Raw genomic sequence first — 20,882 nt, 5'->3', positions numbered from 1 at the left:
CCGAACCCCCACCCCAACCACCCGACCCCGCCCACGACATCCCACCCTTCTGAAACCAGCGAGGTCAGCGGAACAGGGTGTACGCGAACGGCTCAGACCGTTGGCGGGCTGTGCCACACGAAGTTCCAGCCAGCTGCTTCGACCGCGCGGTGCGCTGGGCCGCTCAGGGCCGAGAACGACACCTCGAATCCTGCGTTCTTGCCTCGTTCGGACAGCTCGCGGAGGAACGCGATCCCGGCCGAGCCCAAGTGCGTCACAGCATGCATGTCGACGACGGCGTGAGAGAGCGCGTTGAGTTCCTCGAGCCTGGCCACTCGTTCGACAGCGGCATGCATGTACTCCGCCGTCTCGTCATCGATGTCTCCGGTGAGAAAAACGACGATCTCGCGCGCGCCGCGGTCGACGACTTCGATACCGCCCATCGTTTCCACCTCCTTCTTCCACAGTGGCACCCCCCGATAGCCCCGGCAACGCCCGTAGCAGATTCGGGGCACCCGGGCAGGCACGGGCAAGCGTGACCTCATAGGCTGGTGCGTCATGAATGAGCCGCCCTCGAATGACCTTCCCGAGCAGCTGAGGGTGCGCCGGGAAAAGCGCGCCGAGCTGCTCTCGCGCGGAATACAGCCGTACGCGCTGGGCTTCGAACGCACGCACACCCTCGCGAGCGTCCGAGCAGAACACGAGGGATTGGAAGCAGGCGCCGAAACGGGCAAGCGCGTGGCGATTGCCGGAAGGGTGATCTTCCTCCGCAACACCGGCAAACTGTGCTTCGCGCGCCTACGTGAAGGTGACGGCACAGAACTTCAGGTCATGCTTTCCCTCGATCGCGTCGGCGAGCAGAGTCTGGCCGACTGGAAGCACGTGATCGACATCGGAGATCACGTCGGCGTCGAGGGAGAGGTCATCGCCAGCAAGCGCGGTGAACTGTCGGTCATGGCGGACAGTTGGACGATGGTTTCAAAAGCCCTTCGGCCGCTACCGGTTGCACACAAGGACCTCAGCGACGAAACCCGAGTACGGCAACGCTACGTCGACCTGATCGTCAATCCAGAAGCGCGCAGCATGGTCCGAACTCGCGCCGCGGTGACGCGTTCGCTGCGCGAGACTCTGCACCGGCATGGCTATCTTGAAGTCGAGACGCCGGTTCTGCAGTTGGTCCACGGTGGTGCGGCGGCTCGGCCGTTCGAAACTCACGTCAACGCTTTCGACATTCCGGTGACGATGCGCATCGCCTTGGAGCTCTTCCTCAAGCGGGCCGTCGTCGGCGGTGTCGACAAGGTGTATGAGTTGGGCCGCATCTTCCGCAACGAGGGTATCGACTCCACCCACAATGCGGAGTTCACGATGCTCGAGGCGTACGAGACCTACGCCGATTACGACACCATGGCCGAGTTGATGAGGTCACTGGTCCTCGACGCTGCCCGCGCGGTCGACCGGACCGTCGTGCCGGACGGGCGAGGCGGCGAGATCGACCTGGAACAACCCTGGGAACACATCACCGTGCACGAGGCGGTGTCGGCGGCCGTCGGAGAGGCCGTTGACGTCGACACCCCGATCGAGCGGCTGCGGGAGTTGGCGGCCAAGCACGAAGTCGCCATCGACCCTGACTGGGGCAGCGGCGAAATCGTCCTCGAGCTGTTCGAGAAGCTCGCTGAACACACGCTGGTGCGGCCCACGTTCGTCCGTGACTACCCGGCAGCGGTGCGTCCGCTGGCCCGGCCGCACCGCAACGATCCGCGCTTGGCCGAAGCATGGGATCTGGTCATCGCCGGGGTGGAGCGTGGCGTCGCCTACAGCGAGCTGATCGATCCGGTCATCCAGCGTGAGCGGCTGACTGAGCAGTCGTTGCTCGCCGCGGCAGGGGACCCCGACGCAATGCAGATGGATGAGGATTTCTTGCGCGCACTCGAGTACGGGGCTCCCCCGATGGGCGGGCTCGGGCTCGGAGTTGACCGGCTCATGATGTTGCTCACCGGAGCCGGAATTCGAGAGACGATCTTGTTCCCGCTGGTGAAGCCAGAATGAACCAGCCGGCCGAGAACCCGCAACAGTTGAGTTCGGCCGACACCCCGTTTCAGATCAGACGTGCTCGCACCAGAGACGTCCGTGCGATTCGTGGCCTTCTGGACGGATACGCAGCAAAACGAATCTTGCTCTCGAAGGAGACGGTGACGCTCTACGAGGACGTTCAAGAGTTCTGGGTCGCAGCGACCCCCGATGGTGAGATCATCGGGTGTGGCGCACTCCACGTCATGTGGGAAGATCTCGCCGAGGTTCGAACGCTTGCCACGCTTCCGGAATGGCGTGGCCGTGGTGTCGGGCACGCGTTGCTGACTCGATTGCTTGACGTAGCAGTGGATCTTGGCATCGAGCGCGTGTTCTGTCTCACCTTCGAGGTCGCGTTCTTCGAGCGGCACGGATTTGAACCCACCGAGGGTACCCCGGTCGACCCAGAGGTCTATACTCAGTTGTTACGCTCAGCTGATGAAGGGGTCGCGGAGTTCCTCGACCTCGACCGTGTGAAGCCGAATACTCTGGGTAACGTGCGTATGCTTAGGCGCCTGGCTTCGCCGGACAGCTAATCTCTTCACGATCCGTGCCGGGCAGAATTGAATTTCGCTGTTTCGGAGCGTAACAATAGAGTTGTCACGCGAATCCCAACTGAGCAGCTCCAGCAAGGAAGGACCAACGATGGCACAAAAAGTTCAGGTGATTCTGCTCGACGATCTCGACGGCGGTGACGCCGACGAGACCGTGAGCTTCGCCTTGGACGGTACCTCGTACGAGATCGACCTATCGACAAAGAACGCCAACAAGCTTCGCGAACTTCTCGCGCCGTACGTGGCCGCGGCGCGCAAGTCGACGACAAAGCGGGGCCGGGGCCGCGCAACGGCCACTCGCAGTTCGCGCAGCGACACCACCGCTATTCGCGAGTGGGCGCGCGAGCAGGGGCTCAAGGTGTCCGACCGAGGCCGAATCCCGTCGGACATCCTGGCCAAGTACGAGGCCGCCAACGGCTGAGGTAAACGTTCCGTCGCGGCATCGATCCGCCATGATGCCGCGACGGACCGGTGGTCAGGCTTTGGCGATGTTCTGACGTTGACGGCCGAGTCCGTCGATCTCGAGCTCGACCACTTCACCGCCCTGGAGGTAAGGCTGACCCGGCATACCCATGGCAACCCCTGCAGGCGTTCCGGTGTTCACCAGGTCGCCTGGTTCCAGAACCATGAATTGGCTGAGATACCACACGACGTAATCGACGTCGAAGATCAGGTCAGCCGTATTGCCGTCCTGTCGTAGCTCGCCGTTGACCCACAACCGCAGGCCGAGCTTTCCGGGGTCTGCCACGTCTTCGGCCGGAACCAGCCAGGGGCCGAGGGGATTGAATGTCTCGCACGACTTTCCCTTGTCCCACTGGCCGCCGCGTTCGAGCTGGAACTCGCGCTCGGAAACGTCATTCGAGATCGTGTACCCCGCGATGACCGCCCGCGCGTCCGCTGGAGATTCCAGGTAGCGCGCGGTGCGGCCGATGATGACGCCGAGTTCCACTTCCCAGTCCGTCTTGGTGCTGCCGCGCGGCACCAGGACGTCGTCGTTCGGTCCGACGGCCGTGTCCGGTGCCTTCATGAAAACGACCGGTTCCTTCGGCGGCTCGGCACCGGACTCCGCGGCGTGGTCCCGGTAATTCAGCCCGATACACACGATCTTGCCCGGGCGGGCGGTCGGTGTGCCGATCCGAAGGCCGGCCGGATCGATGGTGGCCAGCTCTCCCGCCTCCGCGGCGGCGCGCGCCCGCGCGATGCCATCCGTCGCGAGGAAATCGCCGTCGACGTCACGGGTCAGCGGGCCGAGGTCGAACGTCGTCCCGTCGTCGGCTTGGAGGGCCGGACGCTCGGAGCCCGGTTCCCCGAGGCGCAAGAGGTGCATGATCGTCTCCGTTCTGGTGGGTGGCGGTTACGCGGATGGTAGGCGAACGTGCTCCGGGGTGAGTTCGGCCACAGAACGGACCCCCAGCAACTGCATGGTGCGGCGTAACTCGGTCGACAAGATCTCCGCGGCTCGGGCGACCCCGCGTTCGCCGCCGGCCATCAGCCCGTAGAGGTAGGCGCGGCCGACCAAGCAGGCGTCCGCGCCCAGGGCCAGCGCAGCCACGATGTCGCCACCGTTGGTGATGCCGGTGTCGACGTAGATCTCGGTGTCTCCGCCGACCGCAGCAACGACTTCGGGCAGCAAGCGCAGTGGCACCGGCGCCCGGTCGAGCTGGCGGCCGCCGTGGTTCGACAGCACGATGGCGTCCGCGCCGGCGTCGACCACCCGGCGCGCGTCCTCGACGGTCTGGATGCCCTTGACGATCAACGGCCCGGACCAGATCGAACGCAGCCACGCGAGGTCGTCGATGGTCATGGTGGGATCGAACAACTGGTCGAGCAGTTCGGCCACCGTGCCGTCCCACGACGACAAGGTGGCGAACGTCAGCGGCTTGGTCGTCAACAGGTTCGCCCACCACGCCGGGTGGGTGGCCGCGTCGAGCACCGTCTTGAGGGTGAGGGACGGCGGGATGGTGAAGCCGTTGCGCGCATCGCGCAGCCGAGCTCCGGCCTTGGGGACGTCGACAGTCAGCATCAGGGCCTCGTAGCCGGCTGCGCCGGAGCGTTTGACCAGATCTTCCCCAGCGGCGCGATCGTTCCACACGTACAGCTGGAACCACTTCCGCGCCTCGGGAGCGGCCGCGGCGACGTCTTCGATCGACGTCGTTCCCATCGTGGACAGCGCGTACGGGATGCCGGTGCGCTCAGCCACCCGCGCGACCGCGCGCTCGCCCTCATGGTGCATCATCCGGGTGAAGCCCGTGGGGGCGAAGCAGAACGGCAACGCCGACGGTGCGCCCAGCAAGGTCGTCGACGTGTCGACGTCGGCGACGTTGCGCAGCACGGACGGGCGGAACTCGAGCCGGGCGAACAGCGACCGGGCGCGCCGCAGGCTGATCTCGGCCTCGGCCGCGCCGTCGGTGTAGTCGAACACCGATCGTGGTGTCCGGCGGCGCGCGATGCTGCGCAGGTCGGCGATGGTCAGCGCCCGGCTGAGTCGGCGCTCGGTCGGGTTGACCTGCACGGGTTTGGTGCGCAGCAGTGGCTTGAGCTCGGACCAGCGAGGTAATTGGCGGTCGGTCATGATCTGCTCCGTCCGGCTGCTCGTTCGGTGTGGTCGAGTGTGGTCGGACCACACAGTACCGTGTGGTCCGACCACACCGGTAGGCTGGGGCGCCGTGAAGACCTACGAGCTCGTGCTGCAGCGAGTCGAGGCGGACCTGGCGGCCGGCCGGCTCCGATTAGGTGACCGCCTGCCTGGCGAGCGGGCTCTGGCCGCAGAGCTCGAGGTCAGTCGGCCGTCGGTGCGTGAGGCTGTCCGCGTGCTCGAAGCGATGGGCGTCGTACGTACGGCGGTCGGTTCCGGCCCCCAGGCCGGCGCGATCATCGTCGCGGAGCCGTCCTCGCCGTTGACGTCGACGCTGCGTCTGCACTTGGCGACACGGCACCTGCCGATGGGGCACATCGTCCAGACCCGCGTGCTGATGGAGTCCTGGGCCGTCCGAGAGGCGGCCGAGCGAGCCGACACCGATGCCGATGCGCTCGAGGCGATCCGCCGCCTGCTGGACGCCATGGACGAGCCGGACCTCCCGCGCGAGCGATTCCACGTGCTGGACGCCGAGTTCCACGTCGCACTGGCAACGCTGGCGGGCAATGTCCTGGTGTCGACGATCATGGCCTCGCTTCGCGAGGCGATACATGGTTACGTCATGGATGCCGCGCCGAATCTGCCGGACTGGCCTGCCGCGGCGGAGGGGCTACGCCGTGAGCACCGGGCCGTCCTGGCGGCGGTCGAGGCAGGCGATGGCGACCTCGCGGCGGAACGGGTCGCCGCTCACATCGAAGGTTTCTACCAAGCCGCGGGCGTCAGATGAGCTGGCGGCGCGCCGCCCAGGCGACCACCTGAATAGTGCTCACCACACCCAGGCGGTCGCACAGAGCGCGGGAGCGGCGACGGATCGTGCGGTCCGAGAGGTCGAGACGGCGGGCGATGGCCTCGATACACAGGCCGTCGGCGAACAGGGAGATCAGCGCCAACTCGTCCGGGGTGAACGGGTTGTCGTGTGCCTGCGGCGAGTCAGGCGGCGGTGGGCAGACCCGCAAATGGGCGGGGCGGGCCGGTTCGAGTTCTGCCGTTCGGGCAGTGGAACGTTTCAGCGTCATGGCGTCGACCTGTTCGGTGAGAAGCGGGTTTATCGCCTGATCCGTCATGCCTGTCCCGTGAACGTACGGGTTTACGGGGTTCCAGGTCAACGATTCCGGATAACCTTCTTGATACGGTTCAATCGAACCAGCCCATCGAGTCGATCTGGACATGCGGATTCCAGGTCGGGTGATCGGTGCCGACGGCGCGCATCGTGACGGCCACGTGATCCACGTGTGCGCGGCCAGGCCAGTCCGCGACGTCCAGGGCGACTTCGGTCCACGAGTCCGGCGTGTACGGCTGGGTGATCGTCAGCTCGTCGCTGCCTGAACGCAGCGTGAACGTCACCTCGTACCCGGTGGCGCCCGGCGCGCCCCCGTATGAGTTGACGTGGATCACGACGCGCTGTGCAGCGCTGAGGTCGATCGGCTCGGCCAGGTCTACGACCATGGTTTTCGGTGCGAGAGACGAGCCGACCGTCGCGGTGCCGTCCAACGCGTGCGAGCCTCCGTGCGGTCTGCCCGGACCGTTGGCCATCGACGTCACGGCCTGCACGGAATCCATGCCCGCCCCGGGCTGCCAGCCCTGAGTGGTGCCGTCGTCGAAGTCGAAGATCGGGGTCGCCTCCGGTGGCGGCTCCGGCGGCACATCGACCTGTTCGGTGTACTGATGACCGACGATGCCGAAGCACATCGCCGGGGCGTCCGGGTTCTGGGGGGTTGCCGCCACGACGGTGACGGCGAACGTCCGTGCTTCTCCGGGTTGGATCCCGTCGGTGTCCAGCGCCGCTGGTTCGACGGTGATGCCGTCGCACGCCCGCACGTCCACCGGTCCGGACAGAGGCTGGACGTCATGGTTGGCGACGGTGATCTCGACTGTCGCGCCGACGCCGACTCCGTCCGGCGCGACCGCGTCGACCTCGATGTTCGCCGTCCGTGCCGCGCCCACGTACCGGCGGGCGAGCTCGACGTCGTCGATGTCGAAGTGCCCGGACCACGCATCGTTGGTGTCACCACGAGCCCACACCTTGATCCGCCCGATACTCGATCGGCCGGACCAGTCCGCCAGGTCGACGGTCACGCGCTGCCACTGCCCGTTCTCCACGAGTCGCGCCGTGCCCTCGGCCACGCTGCCGTCGGTGCCGTACAACCTGACCTTGACGTAACGCGAGCCGATGTCGGCGTCCGCGGGGATGCGTACCCGCAGGGCGAGCGCGGCGTCCTGGGATGCGTCGAGCGGGTCGTCGATGACGACGTCGGTGCCCCGCCACAACTTGGCCAGATTCGCCGCCAAGCCGCCCTCGAACGTGAAGGCCGAGCGGAGGTGGCCATCGCTCGCGTCGACGGTGTTCACCGCATCGGACGCGCGCCAGCCCTGTGCGCCGTCGTCGAAGTCCGACACCGTCGTGGTGCGCAACGGCAGGGCGGTCGTGCTCGTGCCCAGCTCGGTGGGCCTTTCGCGTACGGCGAGGGCGGCCGGGTCCCAGCCGTCGACGACCTCGGACCACTCGTCGATGCCGATGACGTCCTTGGCGAACTCGGTGACCTCCAACGAGCGTTCAGTGTCGATGTCCTTGAACACCTGGTAGATCAGCTTCTTCTCGCCCGGTGGCGCGTTCTCCGGACGGTCGTCGTCCCACCACCACAAGCCGAGTCGCAGCCCCTCCTCGACTTTGTGATCGACGTGGCGATGCAGGATGAACGAGTCGATGGCCGGCAAGAAGTGGATCTTGTAGTAGGCCAGCGCGTAGCAGGCGGCTTGTAACCGCTCCGCCTCGGCCGACGTGCCGGGGGTGTTGCAGCCCTGTTCGGAGAGGATGACCCGGCGCGGCTGGCCGTCGTACAGCTGCTCGGCACGCAGGAGGTACTGGTTGAGGACTTCGACGTTGTTGAAGGTGATCCGCGGTGTCGTGTCGGGGTCGGGGGTGGCGCTGGTGTCGTTCCAGAACGCCGGGTCGCGCAGGTCCTCGGGGTAGGGGTGGTGCGCGATGTGCCACGGGTAGTCACCGTGGGCCTTGGTCAGGGCGTTCAGGCCGTCGACGACGTCCTTGCCCGGGTAGAAGCGCCCGGGCGGATCGGCCGGACCACTGGGCGTGCGCCATGAGTGCGTCAGCGAGGTGTAGGTGCGCGCTTCGCCGTAGGCGGCGCGGGTGGCCAGATGGGTCAGGCGCAGGGCCCGCTCGTAGGACAGCAGGAACTCGTCCAGCGGCTTGGCGCCCATGTTCTGCCAGACCCACTGCGCATCGACCTCGTTGCCGACGATGAACCCGGTGGCGCGGCCGTAGCGCTGATCCTGCCGGGTGTAGCGCTGTGCCAAGAACTCCACCGCGGCCGTGTAGTGGGCGACGCCCTCGGCGGTGGCGGTGTTGAACGCGTAGACCGGACCGCCGGCCAGGTCCGCATCGGGGTGCTTGAGCACCGGCCATGCCGAGTTGGGGGCTTCGTCGCGATAGAGGATGAGGATCAGATTGACCACCGCGCCGTTCGCGGACAGCGGCTTGATCTGGCGATCGAGGCCGGCCACGGTCGCGGCGTCGAAGTAGTACTCGGTGCCGTTGGAGGTGAACGGGATGGAGGAGCCCGCACCTTCGTCCTCGAGCTGCATCAAGGTGTTGAAGGCGACGTTGATGCCCGCGTGACCGATGCCGAGCTCTTCGGCGTCGGCGCTCAGCTGGACCTGCAGGCCCTTCTTCGTGTCGCTGTGCGGGTAGGGGTAGTCGTTGGTCGGGGTGATCTGCACGTCGTCGGCATGGCGGTACGTGCCCACCACGGCACCACCGACGACGGCGACGTACTTGGCGTAGTAGAGCGTGGTTGCGCCCTTCGTGCGGGTGATCTCGACGGAGAAGGCGCCCTCGTCGTCTGCGGCGACCGCCGCCACGGGCTCGGCCTCGGCCCACTGCGCCACGTGCTGCTCGGTGCCCAGCGCGTAGATGTCGACGTCGGCGCCCGGCGCCGCCCCGCCCGAGACCGTCACGACGTCGTCGGTCACGCTCACGGCTGTGATGCCGGGCGCTCCGGCCGGTCCCGCGGGGTCCGCCGCCGCGGGGCCGGACAGTATGCTGCCCGCCAGCGCCGTCGCGACCACGGCGATGCCGAACCGTTGATGCCGTCGCATGCCGAGCTCCCGTCGTGGATGAATCGGTTCAGCTCACTGTGCCCTCAGGTGTGAGCGCCTGACACCTGCCGTGTCCGGAGGTGGCCACGGATTCGACCAGAGCGTAAGCCTCATCTCGTGAGTGCCACCGCTTGACCGCCGTGCCTGTGGAGCCTTATCGTCCTCAACACATGTCGGTTGTGAAACGATTCATTCAGCTGTGATTTGGGAGTATCCCGTTGTCCGGTACCGGGCTCGACGCCGAGTCGATACCTGAGCGCCAGCCGGTGCTGCGCCTGTCCGGGGCGTCGAAGAGCTTCGGCTCCGTGGCGGCCCTGACCGACGCCCGCATCGAGCTGTACGCAGGCGAGACGCATGCGCTGGTGGGTGAGAACGGCGCCGGGAAATCGACGCTGATCAAGATCCTCGCCGGCGTGCACCGTCCCGATTCCGGCACCATCACCGTCGACGGCGAGGTCGTCGAGTTCAGCGGCACGGCCGAGGCGAAAGAGGCCGGTATCGCCGTCATCTACCAGGAGCCCACGCTGTTCCCGGACCTCACGGTCGCCGAGAACATCTTCATGGGCCGCCAGCCGCGCGGGCGGTTCGGCATGATCGACCGCGACCGGATGAACCGCGCGGCAGCTGCCTTGTTCGAGCAGCTGGGCGTGCCGATGGATCCCGAGCGGCAGGCGCTGGGCATGTCCATCGCCGACCAGCAGGTCGTCGAGATCGCCAAAGCCATCTCGCTCGATGCGCGGGTGCTCATCATGGACGAACCGACCGCAGCCCTGTCCGGCGCGGAAGTCGAGCGGTTGTTCACGGTGACCCGGGCACTGCGGGACGACGGCGCGGCGGTGCTGTTCATCTCACACCGATTCGACGAGGTCGAAGCGTTGTGCGAGCGGGTCACGGTGATGCGCGACGGCGCTCACGTCTCCACCGACCTGATGTCCGAGGTGAGCATCGACCAGATCGTGCGGCGCATGGTCGGCCGCGAACTCGGCGCGTTGTTCCCCAAGCAGGAGGTCCAGCCGCGTGACGTGGTGCTGGAGGTCGACGGGCTGACCCGTGAGGGTGTGTACCGCGACGTCTCCTTCAGCGTCCGCGCCGGCGAGATCGTGGCGTTGGCCGGACTGGTCGGGGCCGGACGCTCGGAGGTCGTCCAGGGCGTTTTCGGCGTGGATCCACGCGACGCCGGCACGGTGCGCGTGGGCGGGCGGGCGCTGCCGCCCGGCAACCCGCGGGCCGCGATGCGCGCGGGTGTGGCGCTGGTCCCCGAAGACCGGCGGCATCAGGGCCTGCTGCTCGACCTGTCCATCATGCGCAACGCGACGTTGACCCGACGGAGCCGACTGGCGCGCTTCGGCTTCCTCGTCGGTGGGGCCGAGCGGCGCGAGGCCGAACAGTGGACCGCGCGCCTGCAGACGCGCTACGGCCGTCTCACCGACCCGGCCGGAACGCTGTCCGGCGGCAATCAGCAGAAGATCGTGCTGGCCAAGTGGCTGGCGACCGGGCCGAAGGTGCTCATCGTCGACGAGCCCACCCGCGGTATCGACATCGGCACCAAGGCCGAAGTCCACCGGCTGATGTCGAGCCTGGCTGCCGAGGGTGTAGCCGTGGTGATGGTGTCGTCGGAGTTGCCCGAGGTCCTGGCCATGGCCGACCGGGTGCTGGTCATGCGCGAGGGCCGGCTCGCCGGGGAGCTCAGCCGCGCCGAGGCCACCGAGGAGTCGGTGATGTTTCTCGCGACCGGGCAGGAGGCGGCATGAGCCTGCTGACGAAGGCGCACGAGTCCGGCTCCGACGCCCAGGCCCGGACCGGGTCGACCGTGCTCGACATGGTGCTGCGATTCCGGGCGCTGGGCCTGCTGCTCACTCTCGCCGCGATCGTCGCCGTCACCGCGGCGGTCAACCCCCGGTTCGTCAACGAGCAGAGCATTCGCGACCTGTTGCTTGCTGCGGCCATCACGCTGTTGCTGGCCACCGGCATGACCGTCGTCGTGCTCACCCGTGGAATCGATCTGTCGGTCGGCTCGGTACTCGGGCTGTCGGCGTTCTGCACGGCCTCGCTGCTCAGCGAGAACCCAGGCATCCCGGTCCCGGTGGCGATGCTGATCGGGCTCGGTATCGGGGCGGTGTGCGGGCTGTTCAACGGCATGATCGTGCACCTCGGCAAGGTTCCGCCGCTGGTGGCCACGCTCGGCACCTTGTACGTGTTTCGCGGCGTCGTCTACTTCATCGCCGGCGGCGGGCGGATCAACGCCTCGGACATGCCGGGCGGGTTCCTCGACTTCGGCACGGCGCGCATCCTGGGGATCCCGTACCTGATCGTCATCGCCGGGGTGGTCCTGGCGGTGGTCGCGGTCTTCCTCTCCCGTTACCGCGCCGGGCGCGACATGTACGCGCTCGGGTCGAGTCCGGAGGCGGCGCGGCTGGCCGGCATCCCGGCCGGGAAACGCATCCTCACCGCATACATCCTGTGCGGTGCCCTGGCCGGGCTCGGCGGCGTGCTCTACGCCGCCCGGTACGGCACCGTGGACGCCTCTGCCGGCTACGGCATGGAGCTGGACGTGGTGGCCGCGGAGGTCGTGGGCGGCGTGGCCATCTTCGGCGGCAGCGGAACGGTCGTGGGCGCCGCGCTCGGCGCCGTGCTGCTCACGGTCATCAGCAATGCCCTGCCGGTGTTGAGCATCGACCAGTTCTGGCAACGGGCGATCGTCGGAGCGCTCATCCTCGGCGCCATCGCCCTGGACCGCCTCGTCGGCCTGCGGGTCAAAGCGTCGTTGCGGAAGAAGGATGCCCATGTCGGCTGACACCCTGACCGGTCGGGGAGCCGGCCGGTTCCGGCTCCAACGGTTCGCGACCTGGGACGTCGCGATCATCCTGGCCACGCTGGCCGTCATCGTGATCGCCGCGGCGACGGTGGAGCATTTCGGCACGTCGCGCAACGCCGGCTTCCTGGTGCTCGACCTCGCGCCGATCTTGTTGCTGGCCCTGCCGATGACCCTGATCATCGCGACCGGCGAGATCGACCTGTCGGTCGCGAGCATCGTCGGATTGACGAGTTCGGCCATGGGCGTCATGTGGAACAACGGAGTACCGCTCGAGACGATCATGCCGCTGTGCGTCCTGATCGGGGCGATCCTCGGCGCGGTGAACGGCCTGTTCGTCACCGCGCTCGGCCTGCCGTCGCTGGCGGTGACCATCGGGACGCTCGCGCTGTACCGAGGGTTGGCCTACGTCCTGCTCGGCGACACGGCGGTGGCGGACTTCCCGCGGCAGTTCACCGGCTGGGCCATCGGCAACATCGGCGCGACGTCGATTCCCAATGTTCTCATCCCGATGATCGTCATCGCGGGGCTGTTCGCTGCCGTGCTGCATGCCATGCCGGTGGGCCGGGCCATCTTCGCCACCGGGTCGAACCCGGTGGCGGCTGCGTTCGCCGGTATCGCCGTCGGGCCGTTGAAGTTCTGGCTCTTCGTCGTGTCCGGCGCGGTCGCGGGGCTGGTGGGTGTGTTCTGGACGCTGCGATATTCCAGCGCTCGAGCCGACAACGCCACCGGCCTCGAGCTGACCGTGGTCGCAGCTGTCCTGTTGGGCGGGGTGTCCATCTTCGGCGGCACGGGGACCCTGCCCGGCGTGCTCGCGGGCGTGGTGTTGCTGACCTCTCTGCAGAACGCGCTCCGGCTGGCCAGTGTGTCGAGCGAGGCGCTCACCGTGGTCACCGGATCGCTGCTCATCGTCTCGGTGCTCGCTCCCAACGTGCTGGTCGGCGTGCGCACCTCGATGCAACGCCGGCGTCGCCGAACGCGGTCGCCATCTCCCACCTGAGAAAGGAACGCTCATGTCTGTCAGCCGATTCCGTCATCGCGGTCGAGCGAGGCGAGTCACCCCGGTCGCTGCAGGGCTCGCGTTCGCGCTCGTCCTGGCCGGCTGCGGTGGCACCACCCAGGACAGCGCCAACGACGCCGACGAGGGCGGTGACGAACCGGCCGCTGAAGCGAACCCGGACGCGGATTACGAAACCGGGTTGAGCATCGCCATGCTCCCGAAGTCGGTGAACAACCCGTACTTCGAAGCGTCCAGCGAGGGCGCCGAGGCCGTGACGACCGAGCTGGAGGGGGAGTACGAATACACCGGCCCGTCGGATGCGTCGGCGTCGTCGCAGGTGAGCTACATCAATACGCTGAGCCAGCAGGCCACCGACGTCGTCTTGTTGTCGGCCAACGACCCGAACGCTTTGTGCTCGTCGCTCGACCAGGCGCGCACCGGGGAAACCGTCGTCGTCACCTTCGATTCCGACGTCGATGCCGCCTGTCGCGACGCCTTCGTCAGCCAGGTCGACGGTGACGAGGTGGGGCTGGCGCTGATCGAGATGGCCGCCGAGCAGATCGGTGGGTCCGGGCAGGTCGCGATCCTGTCCGCCACGGCGAACGCGACCAACCAGAACGCCTGGATCGAGGTCATCCAGGAACAGGTCGACACCAATCCGGACTACGCCGACATCGAGCTGACCGGCGTGGTCTACGGCGACGACGAGGACGAGAAGTCCTTCCAGGAGACCCAGGGCCTGCTGCAGGCCAATCCCGATCTCGACGCGATCATCTCGCCGACCACGGTCGGCATCGCGGCTGCCGCGCGGTACATCTCGAGCTCGCAGTACAAGGGCAAGGTCGCCCTGACCGGACTCGGGACGCCGAACCAGATGCGTGAGTTCGTCAAGGACGGGACGGTGACGGAGTTCGCCCTGTGGGATCCGACCGCGCTGGGCGAGTTGGCGGCCTACACCGGTGCGGCCATCGCCTCGGGCATCATCACCGGCGCCGAGGGCGAGACCTTCACCGCCGGTGACCTGGGCGAGTACACCATCGGCGCCGACGGCGTCGTGGTCCTGGGCCCGCCCACGAGGTTCAACGCCGACAACATCGACGACTTCGACTTCTGAGTCGGCGGTACCACGCGTGGGACCGACCATGAAGGGTGCTCTCCGGCTGCGGTGGCTGCTGGCGGGGGTGCTCGCGACCTCGATGGCAGCGACGCTGAGCGTACCGGCGACCGGCGCGCCGGGACGGGCTCCGCTGGCGCCTGAACAGCTCACCTTGGATGACCGCGAGGCCCCGCTGAACGTGACGGGCGATCCGCGGTTCGGGTGGCTCCCGCAGGACAACGACCCGAACGAGTGGCAGAGCGCCTACCAGATCGTCGTCCGCGACCGCGACGGCGCACAGGCCTGGGACAGCGGCAAGGTCGAGTCCGGTGCGCAGTCCTACGTCGAGTACGCCGGCCCTGAACTGAGCCCGGGTGAGCCGTACCGCTGGACGGTGCGGACCTGGGACCGTGATGACCAGCCGTCGCCGTGGGCGCCGGAGTCGACCTTCGAGACCGGTCTCGGCGACGCCGACTGGAACGGCGCCGAATGGCTCCAGCGCCCGCCCGGCGGACGCGGGCCGATCGAGATCGTCGACGGGCGGGCTCGCGTGACCGGCGGTGACGTGACGCTCGCCGACATGGACCCCAGCCTGGGTGATGACACGCTCGAGCTGACGGTCCGGCCGCACACCCGGGGCGCGGGCTGGGTGTTCCGCAGTCCCGATCGCGACAACGGCTACATGTGGCAGCTCGCGGCAGGGGCGGGGCTGAGCCCACACGTGCTCGTCGACGGGCGATACACCAAGCTCGCGACGATACCGTTGGAGGTCACCGCCGGTACCGACTACCGCGTCCGGATGGAACTCGCCGGTTCCACCATCCGGACCTTCGTCGACGGCGAACTGGTCGACGAACGCCAGGACGACACCTTCGGCGCCGGGTCCATCGGCTTCAGGGAAGCGTCCAACGAGATCGGCGAGTTCGACGACGTGCGGGTGACCGATGCCGACGGCACCGTCGTGTTCGCCGACGACTTCAGCGGCGACCTGTCGCAGTGGCCGGCGCCCAGTCGGCGACAGGACGACGAGTGGACCCTCGCGCGCACCGAGGTCGAGCTGGACGGGGCCGAGGTCATTCGCGCCCGGGCCTACGTGGCCGCCAGCCACACCTACGAGTTGCACATCGACGGTCAACGCGCCGGTCGTGGGCAGTCGTTCGGGTACCCGGGCGAGCACTACTACCAGGCCAGTGACGTCACGGCCCTGGTACAGGGGAAGGACCGGATCGCCGTCGGTGCGATCCTGCATTGGTACGGCAGCGGCCAGGGGCGCCCGGTCGGTGTGCCCGGTCTGCTCGTACGCCTGGTGATCGACTACGCCGACGGCAGCACTCAGGTCGTCGTCAGCGATGGTTCCTGGCGGGTGACCGAGGGGCCTTACGTGGAATCCGCACGCCGTAACGGCGAGGGCGATTACGTCGAACACCTCGATGCCCGGCTAATCCGCGACGGATGGAGCGAGCCGGGCTTCGACGACGCCGACTGGGACGACGCCATCGTCCTGGGCGCTCACCCGGTCGAGCCGTTCTCGCACCTGACCGGGCAGGAGACTCGCCTGAGTGAACGCAGGGTGGAACCGGTCGCGGTCACCACGGCCGACGACGGAACGCCGGTCTTCGACTTCGGCACGGTGATCCCGGCACGGCCGGTCGTCCGGTTCGACGACGGTGTCGCGGGACGCACGGTGCCGGTGCGGGCGGGCTACAACCTGACCGAGTCCGGGCGGGTGGCGACGTCGACGCTGCTGACTCAGGGCACGGACATGAGCTTTCCGTACACCCAGCGCGATGGTGAGCAGGAGTTCGAGGCGTTCACCCACCTCGGGTTCCGCTATCTCGAGGTGCCCGACGCCGGAGAGCAGATCGCGATCGACGACGTGTCGGCGGTCGTGGTGCACACCGACACTCCGCCCGGAGCGCAAGCCACGTTCGCCAGCTCCGATCCGACGCTCGACGCGGTGTGGGAGCTGACCGTGCGGTCAGCGCTGTACTCGGTGCAGGAAGCTTTCGTCGACACGCCGACCCGGGAGAAGGCCCAGTTCCTGGGCGACGCCGCGAACATCTCGTACGCCACGATGGCCGGGTTCGGCGAACGCGATGCCACCCAACAGGCCATCCGCGAGTTCCTGAACTCCGCCGAGCGGTTCTGGTCCGAGGGCAACGACGTCGGCCCCTACAACGCCGTCTACCCGAACGGTGACGGCAAGCGCGACATCCCCGACTACACCCTGATGTTCGTCGACTGGGTCCGGCACTATTACCAACAGACCGGTGACCGCGCCTTGCTCGAGGAGGCCTACCCGGCGCTGCGCGACACCGCCGACTACGTACTGCGCCATATCCCGGCCACCGGGCCCACCGCGGGTCTGGTCACCGAACTGTCCGGCGGGAGCGGCGCGTACCGGTACGGCATCGTCGACTGGCCCGAACCCGGCCGGTTCGGGTACGACATGGACGCGGCGGCGCGCACTACCATCAACGCGCAGAGCGTCGCCGTCTTGCGCGACGTCGCAGACATCGCCGAACTACTCGGCCGCCCCGAGGCGAGCGACCTGCGCAGCCGAGCCGAAGAGTTGCGCGCCACCATGAACGCCACGCTGCGCCGCGCGGACGGCGTCTACGTCGACGGCCTGCACGCCGACGGTTCACAGAGTGAGCACGCGGGCCAGCACTCGACCTCGTATGCAGTCGCTTACGGTGTCGCGCCGGACGATGACGTGGCCGAGCTGGCTGATCACCTGGCCAGTCTGGGCATGAAGCAGGGCCCGATGACCGCCCACCGGCTGCTGCAGGCCCTCGCCGACGGCGACCGGCCCGATGCGGTGCTCGACCTGTTGACCAACGACGACGACCTCGGCTGGGCGAACATCCTCGATCAGGGCGCGACGTTCACCTGGGAGGCGTGGACCCTCGACCCCGGCACGAACTTCAGCCAGTCCCACGGCTGGGGCGCGCAGGTGCTCGTCGACATCCAGCAGACCCTGCTCGGCGTGCGTACGACCAGCCCGGGCGCGGCGACCGTGCAGATCGCGCCGCCGGCGGCCGGACTGCAGCACGCCGCGGGCACGGTGCCGACACAACGCGGCATGGTCGACGTCCAGTGGCGGCGCGCGGGGGACGGCGTGCGCCTGGTCGTGGACGTTCCGGCCAACATGACCGCGCGGGTCGCGCTGCCCGCGCCCGACGGCGTCGAATATCGCGCCTTGGGTCGGGCGCGGGCTGAGTACGTCGGTGCGGACGACGGCCGGGCGATCTTCGAGGTCGGCTCCGGACGATCGGTGTACGTACCGATTCCGGGAGGTCAGCGGTGACGACACTGTCGAGGCGTGGGTTTCTCGGGGCGGTGGCCGCCGGCGGGGTCGCCGCGGCGTTGCCGGTGACGGCGGCTGAAGCTTCGGCCTCGCCAGGCCGGTTCCCGGCTCGATTCGCCGACCCGCCTCGGCAGTTCCAGGCGAAGTTCCGGTGGTGGTGGCCACATGGCCTGGTCGATCCGGCCGAGATCGCCCGTGAGATCGACCAGATCGCCGACGCCGGGTTCGGTGGGGTCGAGATCGCCGATGTGCACCACAGCGTCGACGAGCCGATGGACCCGGCGGGCCACGGTTGGGGCACTCCGGCGTGGGTCCGGGCACTCGAAGCAGCGCTGACCCGGGCGAACGAGCGCGGCGTGACCGTCGACTTGACGATCGGCCCCGCGTGGCCCGCAGCGGTACCGACCGTCACACCTGACGACGCGGCGGCCATGCAGGAGCTCGCTCATGGTGTCGCCGTCGTCGACGGTGGTGTCTTCCGCGGCGCCGTCCCGGAGCCGGTCGTGCCGCCGGCTGCCGACGTCACCACGCGGCGGCTGTTCACCGTCCAGGTGGCCCGCCTCCTCGACCATGCCCCGGTGGAGCCGCCGTACGCGCTGGATGCTGCGTCGGTGCAGGATGTCACCGAAACCGTCGAGAGCGGCCGGCTCGAGTTCAGTGCCCCGGACGACGGCCGATGGCTGGTGATCTCCACCTGGCTCAGAGGCTCCGGCCAGCGTCCGGAACGCGGCCCGCACACCGAGCCGGTGTCGTACGTCGTCGACCATTTCAGCCGGATCGGCACGCACGCGGTGATCGACTTATGGGAGGAGCGCATCCTCACCCCGCGCATCAGGGCACTGCTGCGCTCCACCGGCGGTGCGATGTTCGAAGACTCCATCGAGATGGAGACCGAGGCGACCTTGTGGACCCCGGGCCTGCTCGAGCAGTTCCGCTGTCGCAAGGGGTACGACCTGCTGCCGTACCTGCCGATCGTGCTCGACGAGGACGAGGACGAGGTGTTCACCTTCGGCGGCGACATCGACCGCCGCGTGCGCGACGACCTCAACGACGTGCGCTCCGAGTTGTACATCGAGGAGCACATCGAGGTCCTGCAAGACTGGTTGCACGGCCTCGGCCTGCAGTTGCGCATCCAGCCGTACGGCCTCGAGACGGATGCGGTGGCGAAGGCCGCGGTCGTCGACATCGCCGAAGGCGAGTCCCTCGGGTTCAACAACCTCGACGACTTCCGCTCCCTCGCCGGTGGGCGCGACCTGGGCGGCCGGACGGTCCTGTCCAGCGAGGCCGCCGCCGTGCACGGCGGTTCGTACAGCACGACGTGGGATCACGTGGTGCGCACGGTGTCGCGTGAGTACACCGCCGGGGTCAACCAGGCCGTCCTGCACGGGTTCTCCTACGCCGACGCGCCGGGTGCGCAGTGGCCGGGCTTCGCCGCGTTCACGCCCTATGGCGGTGGCGTCGGCTACAGCGAGTCGTGGGGTCCTCGACACCCGATCTGGCGCCATGCTCCCGACGTGGCAGGCTTCCTGGCGCGTTCTCAACTGGTCCTGCAGACCGGGCGGGCTCGCGTGGACGTCGCCTTCCTGCGGCAGAAGGGATACGCAGGCACCGGCTTCGGCGCGGCATGGTTCTCCTCGGAGGGCGTCCGGCACGGATGGACCCACCAGTTCGTCAGCCCGCGGCTGCTGGAGCTGACCGATGCGCGCGTCGAGCGCGGCCGGCTGGCGCCGGACGGCCCGGGCTATCGACTGCTGGTCTTCGAAGGCGATGCCTTCAACGGGCGGGTCGAGACGATGCCGCTGGCCACCGCCCGCAGGCTGCAGGGCTTCGCACGCGCGGGCCTGCCGATGATCATCGTCGGCTCGTGGGATGCCCCCGAGGTGCCGGGAGTCGCCGCACCGGGCGAGAACGATGAACTCGCGGCGGTCTTCGCCGAGCTTCTGGCGCAGCCCTCGGTGCATCGTGTCGACACCCGCGACGAGATCCCTGCAGCCGTCGCCGCGACCGGCCTCGAGCCGGAGGTGCGCCATGCCGCGGCCTCGCCCGTGCTGCACGCTCGTCGCCGCAGCGCCGACGCGGACTACTACTACATGGTCAACAGCTCGGACGACGAGGTGGTGGACCACGAGGTCACGTTCACGACCAGTATCCGTCCGGCTGTCCCGTACCGGCTCGATTTGTGGACCGGTGAGGTCAGCCGGGTCGTGGTGGCTGAGTCCGGCCCGGGCTGGGTCAGGATGCGCGTCCGGCTCGCTCCCGGCGCTGTCACGGCGGTGGCGCTCGCCCGGCCGAGTTGGCGCGGCGGCGGGGTGGCGGCCGGTCGCAGCGTGGTCACCACCGAGGCGGACGACATCGTGGAGGCCGACGGCCAGCTGATGGTCCGGGCTCGCGCCGCCGGGACCTACGTGTCGACTCTGGCGAACGGGCGGACCACATCCACGGCCATCGATTCGGTGCCCGATGAGATCAGCCTGAATCGATGGGACCTGACCGTCGACGACTGGCGGCCCGGCGATTCGGCCACCGAGACCGTGGTGACGACACATCGAGTCAGCCTCGACTCGCCGACCGCGTGGACTGACGTTCCCGGCCTGGAAGACGTGTCGGGGGTAGGGCGGTATTCGACCGTGGTCGACCTGCCCGCCGGCTGGACCGGTGAGCATGGTGCCTACTTGCATCTCGGCGCGGTCAGCGACACGCTCCGGGTCACGGTCAACGGCCACGCGTTGCCGCCGGCTGACCAGGCGAGCGCGGTCGTGGACGTGGGGGGCTACGTGGGGCACGGGCCGAACACGATCGTCGTCGAGGTCGCATCCACGCTGATCAACCGGATGCGGGTGACGCGCCCGGAGGTCTACGGCGACGTCGAGCGTGCCCGTTACGGCCTGTCCGGGCCGGTCCGGCTCGTGCCCTACGGCCAAGCCCCGCTGATGTAGCTGTCGATGGTGACCGCTTCCGGCCGATGCGGGTGCATGGTCTTGTCTGCGCCCGGCGATGCCGACACATTGGTCACCACGCCGTCGTCCGTTTCGGTCCGACCAGGAGCTGAAAATGAACCGTTCCAATTCCCGCGTGTCGCGACTCGGTGTCGCTGCCATCGCTGCCCTGGCGATCGCGATGCCGGTGGGTATTGCTTCGGCCGGGCCACCGATCCAGGCCGAGCAGCGTGTCGAAACGGAGGTGGACGTGATCAGCCTGACCGCTGAGCACGCGACGAACCCGCTGGGCTTGCCGGTCGAGGCGCCGCGGCTGGGCTGGCAGTTGCAGTCCGGCCAGCGTGGCGTCGTCCAATCCGCGTACCAGGTGCAGGTCGCCT

At 68.2% G+C, this 20,882-nt stretch carries 16 protein-coding genes; 11 read left to right on the top strand and 5 right to left on the bottom strand.

Annotated elements, in window-relative coordinates:
* Positions 1-92: 92 nt before the first annotated feature.
* Positions 93-422 carry an STAS domain-containing protein gene (locus M6444_RS22600; protein WP_298332762.1) on the bottom strand — a complete coding sequence of 110 codons (330 nt, stop codon included), beginning with the start codon at positions 420-422 and terminating at the stop codon, positions 93-95.
* Between the two features lie 115 nt (positions 423-537).
* Here M6444_RS22600 and lysS point away from each other — a divergent pair, with 115 nt between their 5' ends.
* The 3 genes from lysS to M6444_RS22585 all read left to right on the top strand — a co-directional run bounded on the left by lysS (position 538) and on the right by M6444_RS22585 (position 3,021).
* Positions 538-2,025: a lysine--tRNA ligase gene (gene lysS, locus M6444_RS22595; protein ID WP_298332760.1), complete on the top strand. Its 1,488-nt coding sequence runs from the start codon at positions 538-540 to the stop codon at positions 2,023-2,025.
* Positions 2,022-2,582, top strand: coding sequence for an amino-acid N-acetyltransferase (locus tag M6444_RS22590; protein ID WP_298332758.1), 561 nt, complete (start codon positions 2,022-2,024; stop codon positions 2,580-2,582). The genes lysS and M6444_RS22590 overlap by 4 nt, the downstream gene beginning before the upstream one ends.
* Positions 2,583-2,691: 109 nt before the next feature.
* Positions 2,692-3,021: an Lsr2 family protein gene (locus M6444_RS22585; RefSeq protein ID WP_298332756.1), complete on the top strand. Its 330-nt coding sequence runs from the start codon at positions 2,692-2,694 to the stop codon at positions 3,019-3,021.
* Between the two features lie 54 nt (positions 3,022-3,075).
* Here the strand turns inward: M6444_RS22585 and M6444_RS22580 are convergent, their stop codons facing one another.
* Both M6444_RS22580 and M6444_RS22575 read right to left on the bottom strand, forming a co-directional pair.
* On the bottom strand, positions 3,076-3,927 hold the full coding sequence (locus M6444_RS22580; RefSeq protein WP_298332753.1) for a fumarylacetoacetate hydrolase family protein: 852 nt from the start codon (positions 3,925-3,927) through the stop codon (positions 3,076-3,078).
* 27 nt (positions 3,928-3,954) lie between these two features.
* Complete coding sequence (locus tag M6444_RS22575; protein ID WP_298332752.1) at positions 3,955-5,172, bottom strand: alpha-hydroxy acid oxidase; 1,218 nt, start codon at positions 5,170-5,172, stop codon at positions 3,955-3,957.
* Between the two features lie 94 nt (positions 5,173-5,266).
* On the opposite strand from M6444_RS22575, the gene M6444_RS22570 reads away from it, so the two are divergent.
* Positions 5,267-5,962: an FCD domain-containing protein gene (locus M6444_RS22570; protein ID WP_298332750.1), complete on the top strand. Its 696-nt coding sequence runs from the start codon at positions 5,267-5,269 to the stop codon at positions 5,960-5,962.
* Here M6444_RS22570 and M6444_RS22565 read toward each other — a convergent pair.
* Both M6444_RS22565 and M6444_RS22560 read right to left on the bottom strand, forming a co-directional pair.
* Complete coding sequence (locus M6444_RS22565) at positions 5,955-6,299, bottom strand: LuxR C-terminal-related transcriptional regulator (RefSeq protein WP_298332748.1); 345 nt, start codon at positions 6,297-6,299, stop codon at positions 5,955-5,957. The genes M6444_RS22570 and M6444_RS22565 overlap by 8 nt on opposite strands.
* Positions 6,300-6,369: 70 nt before the next feature.
* Positions 6,370-9,348, bottom strand: a complete 2,979-nt coding sequence (locus M6444_RS22560; protein ID WP_298332746.1) for a DUF5722 domain-containing protein — start codon at positions 9,346-9,348, stop codon at positions 6,370-6,372.
* Between the two features lie 218 nt (positions 9,349-9,566).
* Between M6444_RS22560 and M6444_RS22555 the strand changes: the two genes are divergently transcribed.
* The 7 genes from M6444_RS22555 to M6444_RS22525 form a co-directional block, all read left to right on the top strand.
* Positions 9,567-11,099 carry a sugar ABC transporter ATP-binding protein gene (locus M6444_RS22555; RefSeq protein WP_298332744.1) on the top strand — a complete coding sequence of 511 codons (1,533 nt, stop codon included), beginning with the start codon at positions 9,567-9,569 and terminating at the stop codon, positions 11,097-11,099.
* A complete protein-coding gene (locus tag M6444_RS22550) occupies positions 11,096-12,142 on the top strand; it encodes an ABC transporter permease (protein ID WP_298332742.1) in 1,047 nt (348 codons plus the stop codon). The genes M6444_RS22555 and M6444_RS22550 overlap by 4 nt, the downstream gene beginning before the upstream one ends.
* Positions 12,132-13,160 carry an ABC transporter permease gene (locus M6444_RS22545; protein WP_298332740.1) on the top strand — a complete coding sequence of 343 codons (1,029 nt, stop codon included), beginning with the start codon at positions 12,132-12,134 and terminating at the stop codon, positions 13,158-13,160. The genes M6444_RS22550 and M6444_RS22545 overlap by 11 nt, the downstream gene beginning before the upstream one ends.
* A 13-nt stretch (positions 13,161-13,173) precedes the next feature.
* A complete protein-coding gene (gene rhaS, locus M6444_RS22540; protein WP_298332738.1) occupies positions 13,174-14,274 on the top strand; it encodes a rhamnose ABC transporter substrate-binding protein in 1,101 nt (366 codons plus the stop codon).
* Positions 14,275-14,302: 28 nt separating this feature from the next.
* Complete coding sequence (locus M6444_RS22535; RefSeq protein WP_298332736.1) at positions 14,303-17,566, top strand: family 78 glycoside hydrolase catalytic domain; 3,264 nt, start codon at positions 14,303-14,305, stop codon at positions 17,564-17,566.
* The gene (locus tag M6444_RS22530; RefSeq protein WP_298332733.1) at positions 17,563-20,502 is read left to right on the top strand and encodes a glycosyl hydrolase; all 2,940 of its coding nucleotides are present in this window, start codon (positions 17,563-17,565) and stop codon (positions 20,500-20,502) included. Before M6444_RS22535 ends, M6444_RS22530 begins: the two co-directional genes overlap by 4 nt.
* A gap of 115 nt (positions 20,503-20,617) precedes the next feature.
* Positions 20,618-20,882, top strand: a 265-nt coding sequence (locus tag M6444_RS22525) for a hypothetical protein (RefSeq protein WP_298332731.1), incomplete at its 3' end; no start/stop codon positions are given.

It is taken from the genome of Haloactinopolyspora sp. (genome assembly GCF_027324685.1).
Taxonomy (GTDB): domain Bacteria; phylum Actinomycetota; class Actinomycetes; order Jiangellales; family Jiangellaceae; genus Haloactinopolyspora.
The sequence above is the reverse complement of the archived record's forward strand: the minus strand, read 5'-3'. Positions and strand labels throughout refer to the sequence as shown.

Excerpts from the sequence above, each read along its gene's own strand:
- M6444_RS22600 (WP_298332762.1), bottom strand. The coding sequence starts at position 422 with ATGGGCGGTATCGAAGTCGTCGACCGCGGCGCGCGCGAGATCGTCGTT.
- lysS (WP_298332760.1), top strand. The coding sequence starts at position 538 with ATGAATGAGCCGCCCTCGAATGACCTTCCCGAGCAGCTGAGGGTGCGC.
- M6444_RS22590 (WP_298332758.1), top strand. The coding sequence starts at position 2,022 with ATGAACCAGCCGGCCGAGAACCCGCAACAGTTGAGTTCGGCCGACACC.
- M6444_RS22585 (WP_298332756.1), top strand. The coding sequence starts at position 2,692 with ATGGCACAAAAAGTTCAGGTGATTCTGCTCGACGATCTCGACGGCGGT.
- M6444_RS22580 (WP_298332753.1), bottom strand. The coding sequence starts at position 3,927 with ATGCACCTCTTGCGCCTCGGGGAACCGGGCTCCGAGCGTCCGGCCCTC.
- M6444_RS22575 (WP_298332752.1), bottom strand. The coding sequence starts at position 5,172 with ATGACCGACCGCCAATTACCTCGCTGGTCCGAGCTCAAGCCACTGCTG.
- M6444_RS22565 (WP_298332748.1), bottom strand. The coding sequence starts at position 6,299 with ATGACGGATCAGGCGATAAACCCGCTTCTCACCGAACAGGTCGACGCC.
- M6444_RS22560 (WP_298332746.1), bottom strand. The coding sequence starts at position 9,348 with ATGCGACGGCATCAACGGTTCGGCATCGCCGTGGTCGCGACGGCGCTG.
- M6444_RS22550 (WP_298332742.1), top strand. The coding sequence starts at position 11,096 with ATGAGCCTGCTGACGAAGGCGCACGAGTCCGGCTCCGACGCCCAGGCC.
- M6444_RS22545 (WP_298332740.1), top strand. The coding sequence starts at position 12,132 with ATGTCGGCTGACACCCTGACCGGTCGGGGAGCCGGCCGGTTCCGGCTC.
- rhaS (WP_298332738.1), top strand. The coding sequence starts at position 13,174 with ATGTCTGTCAGCCGATTCCGTCATCGCGGTCGAGCGAGGCGAGTCACC.
- M6444_RS22535 (WP_298332736.1), top strand. The coding sequence starts at position 14,303 with ATGAAGGGTGCTCTCCGGCTGCGGTGGCTGCTGGCGGGGGTGCTCGCG.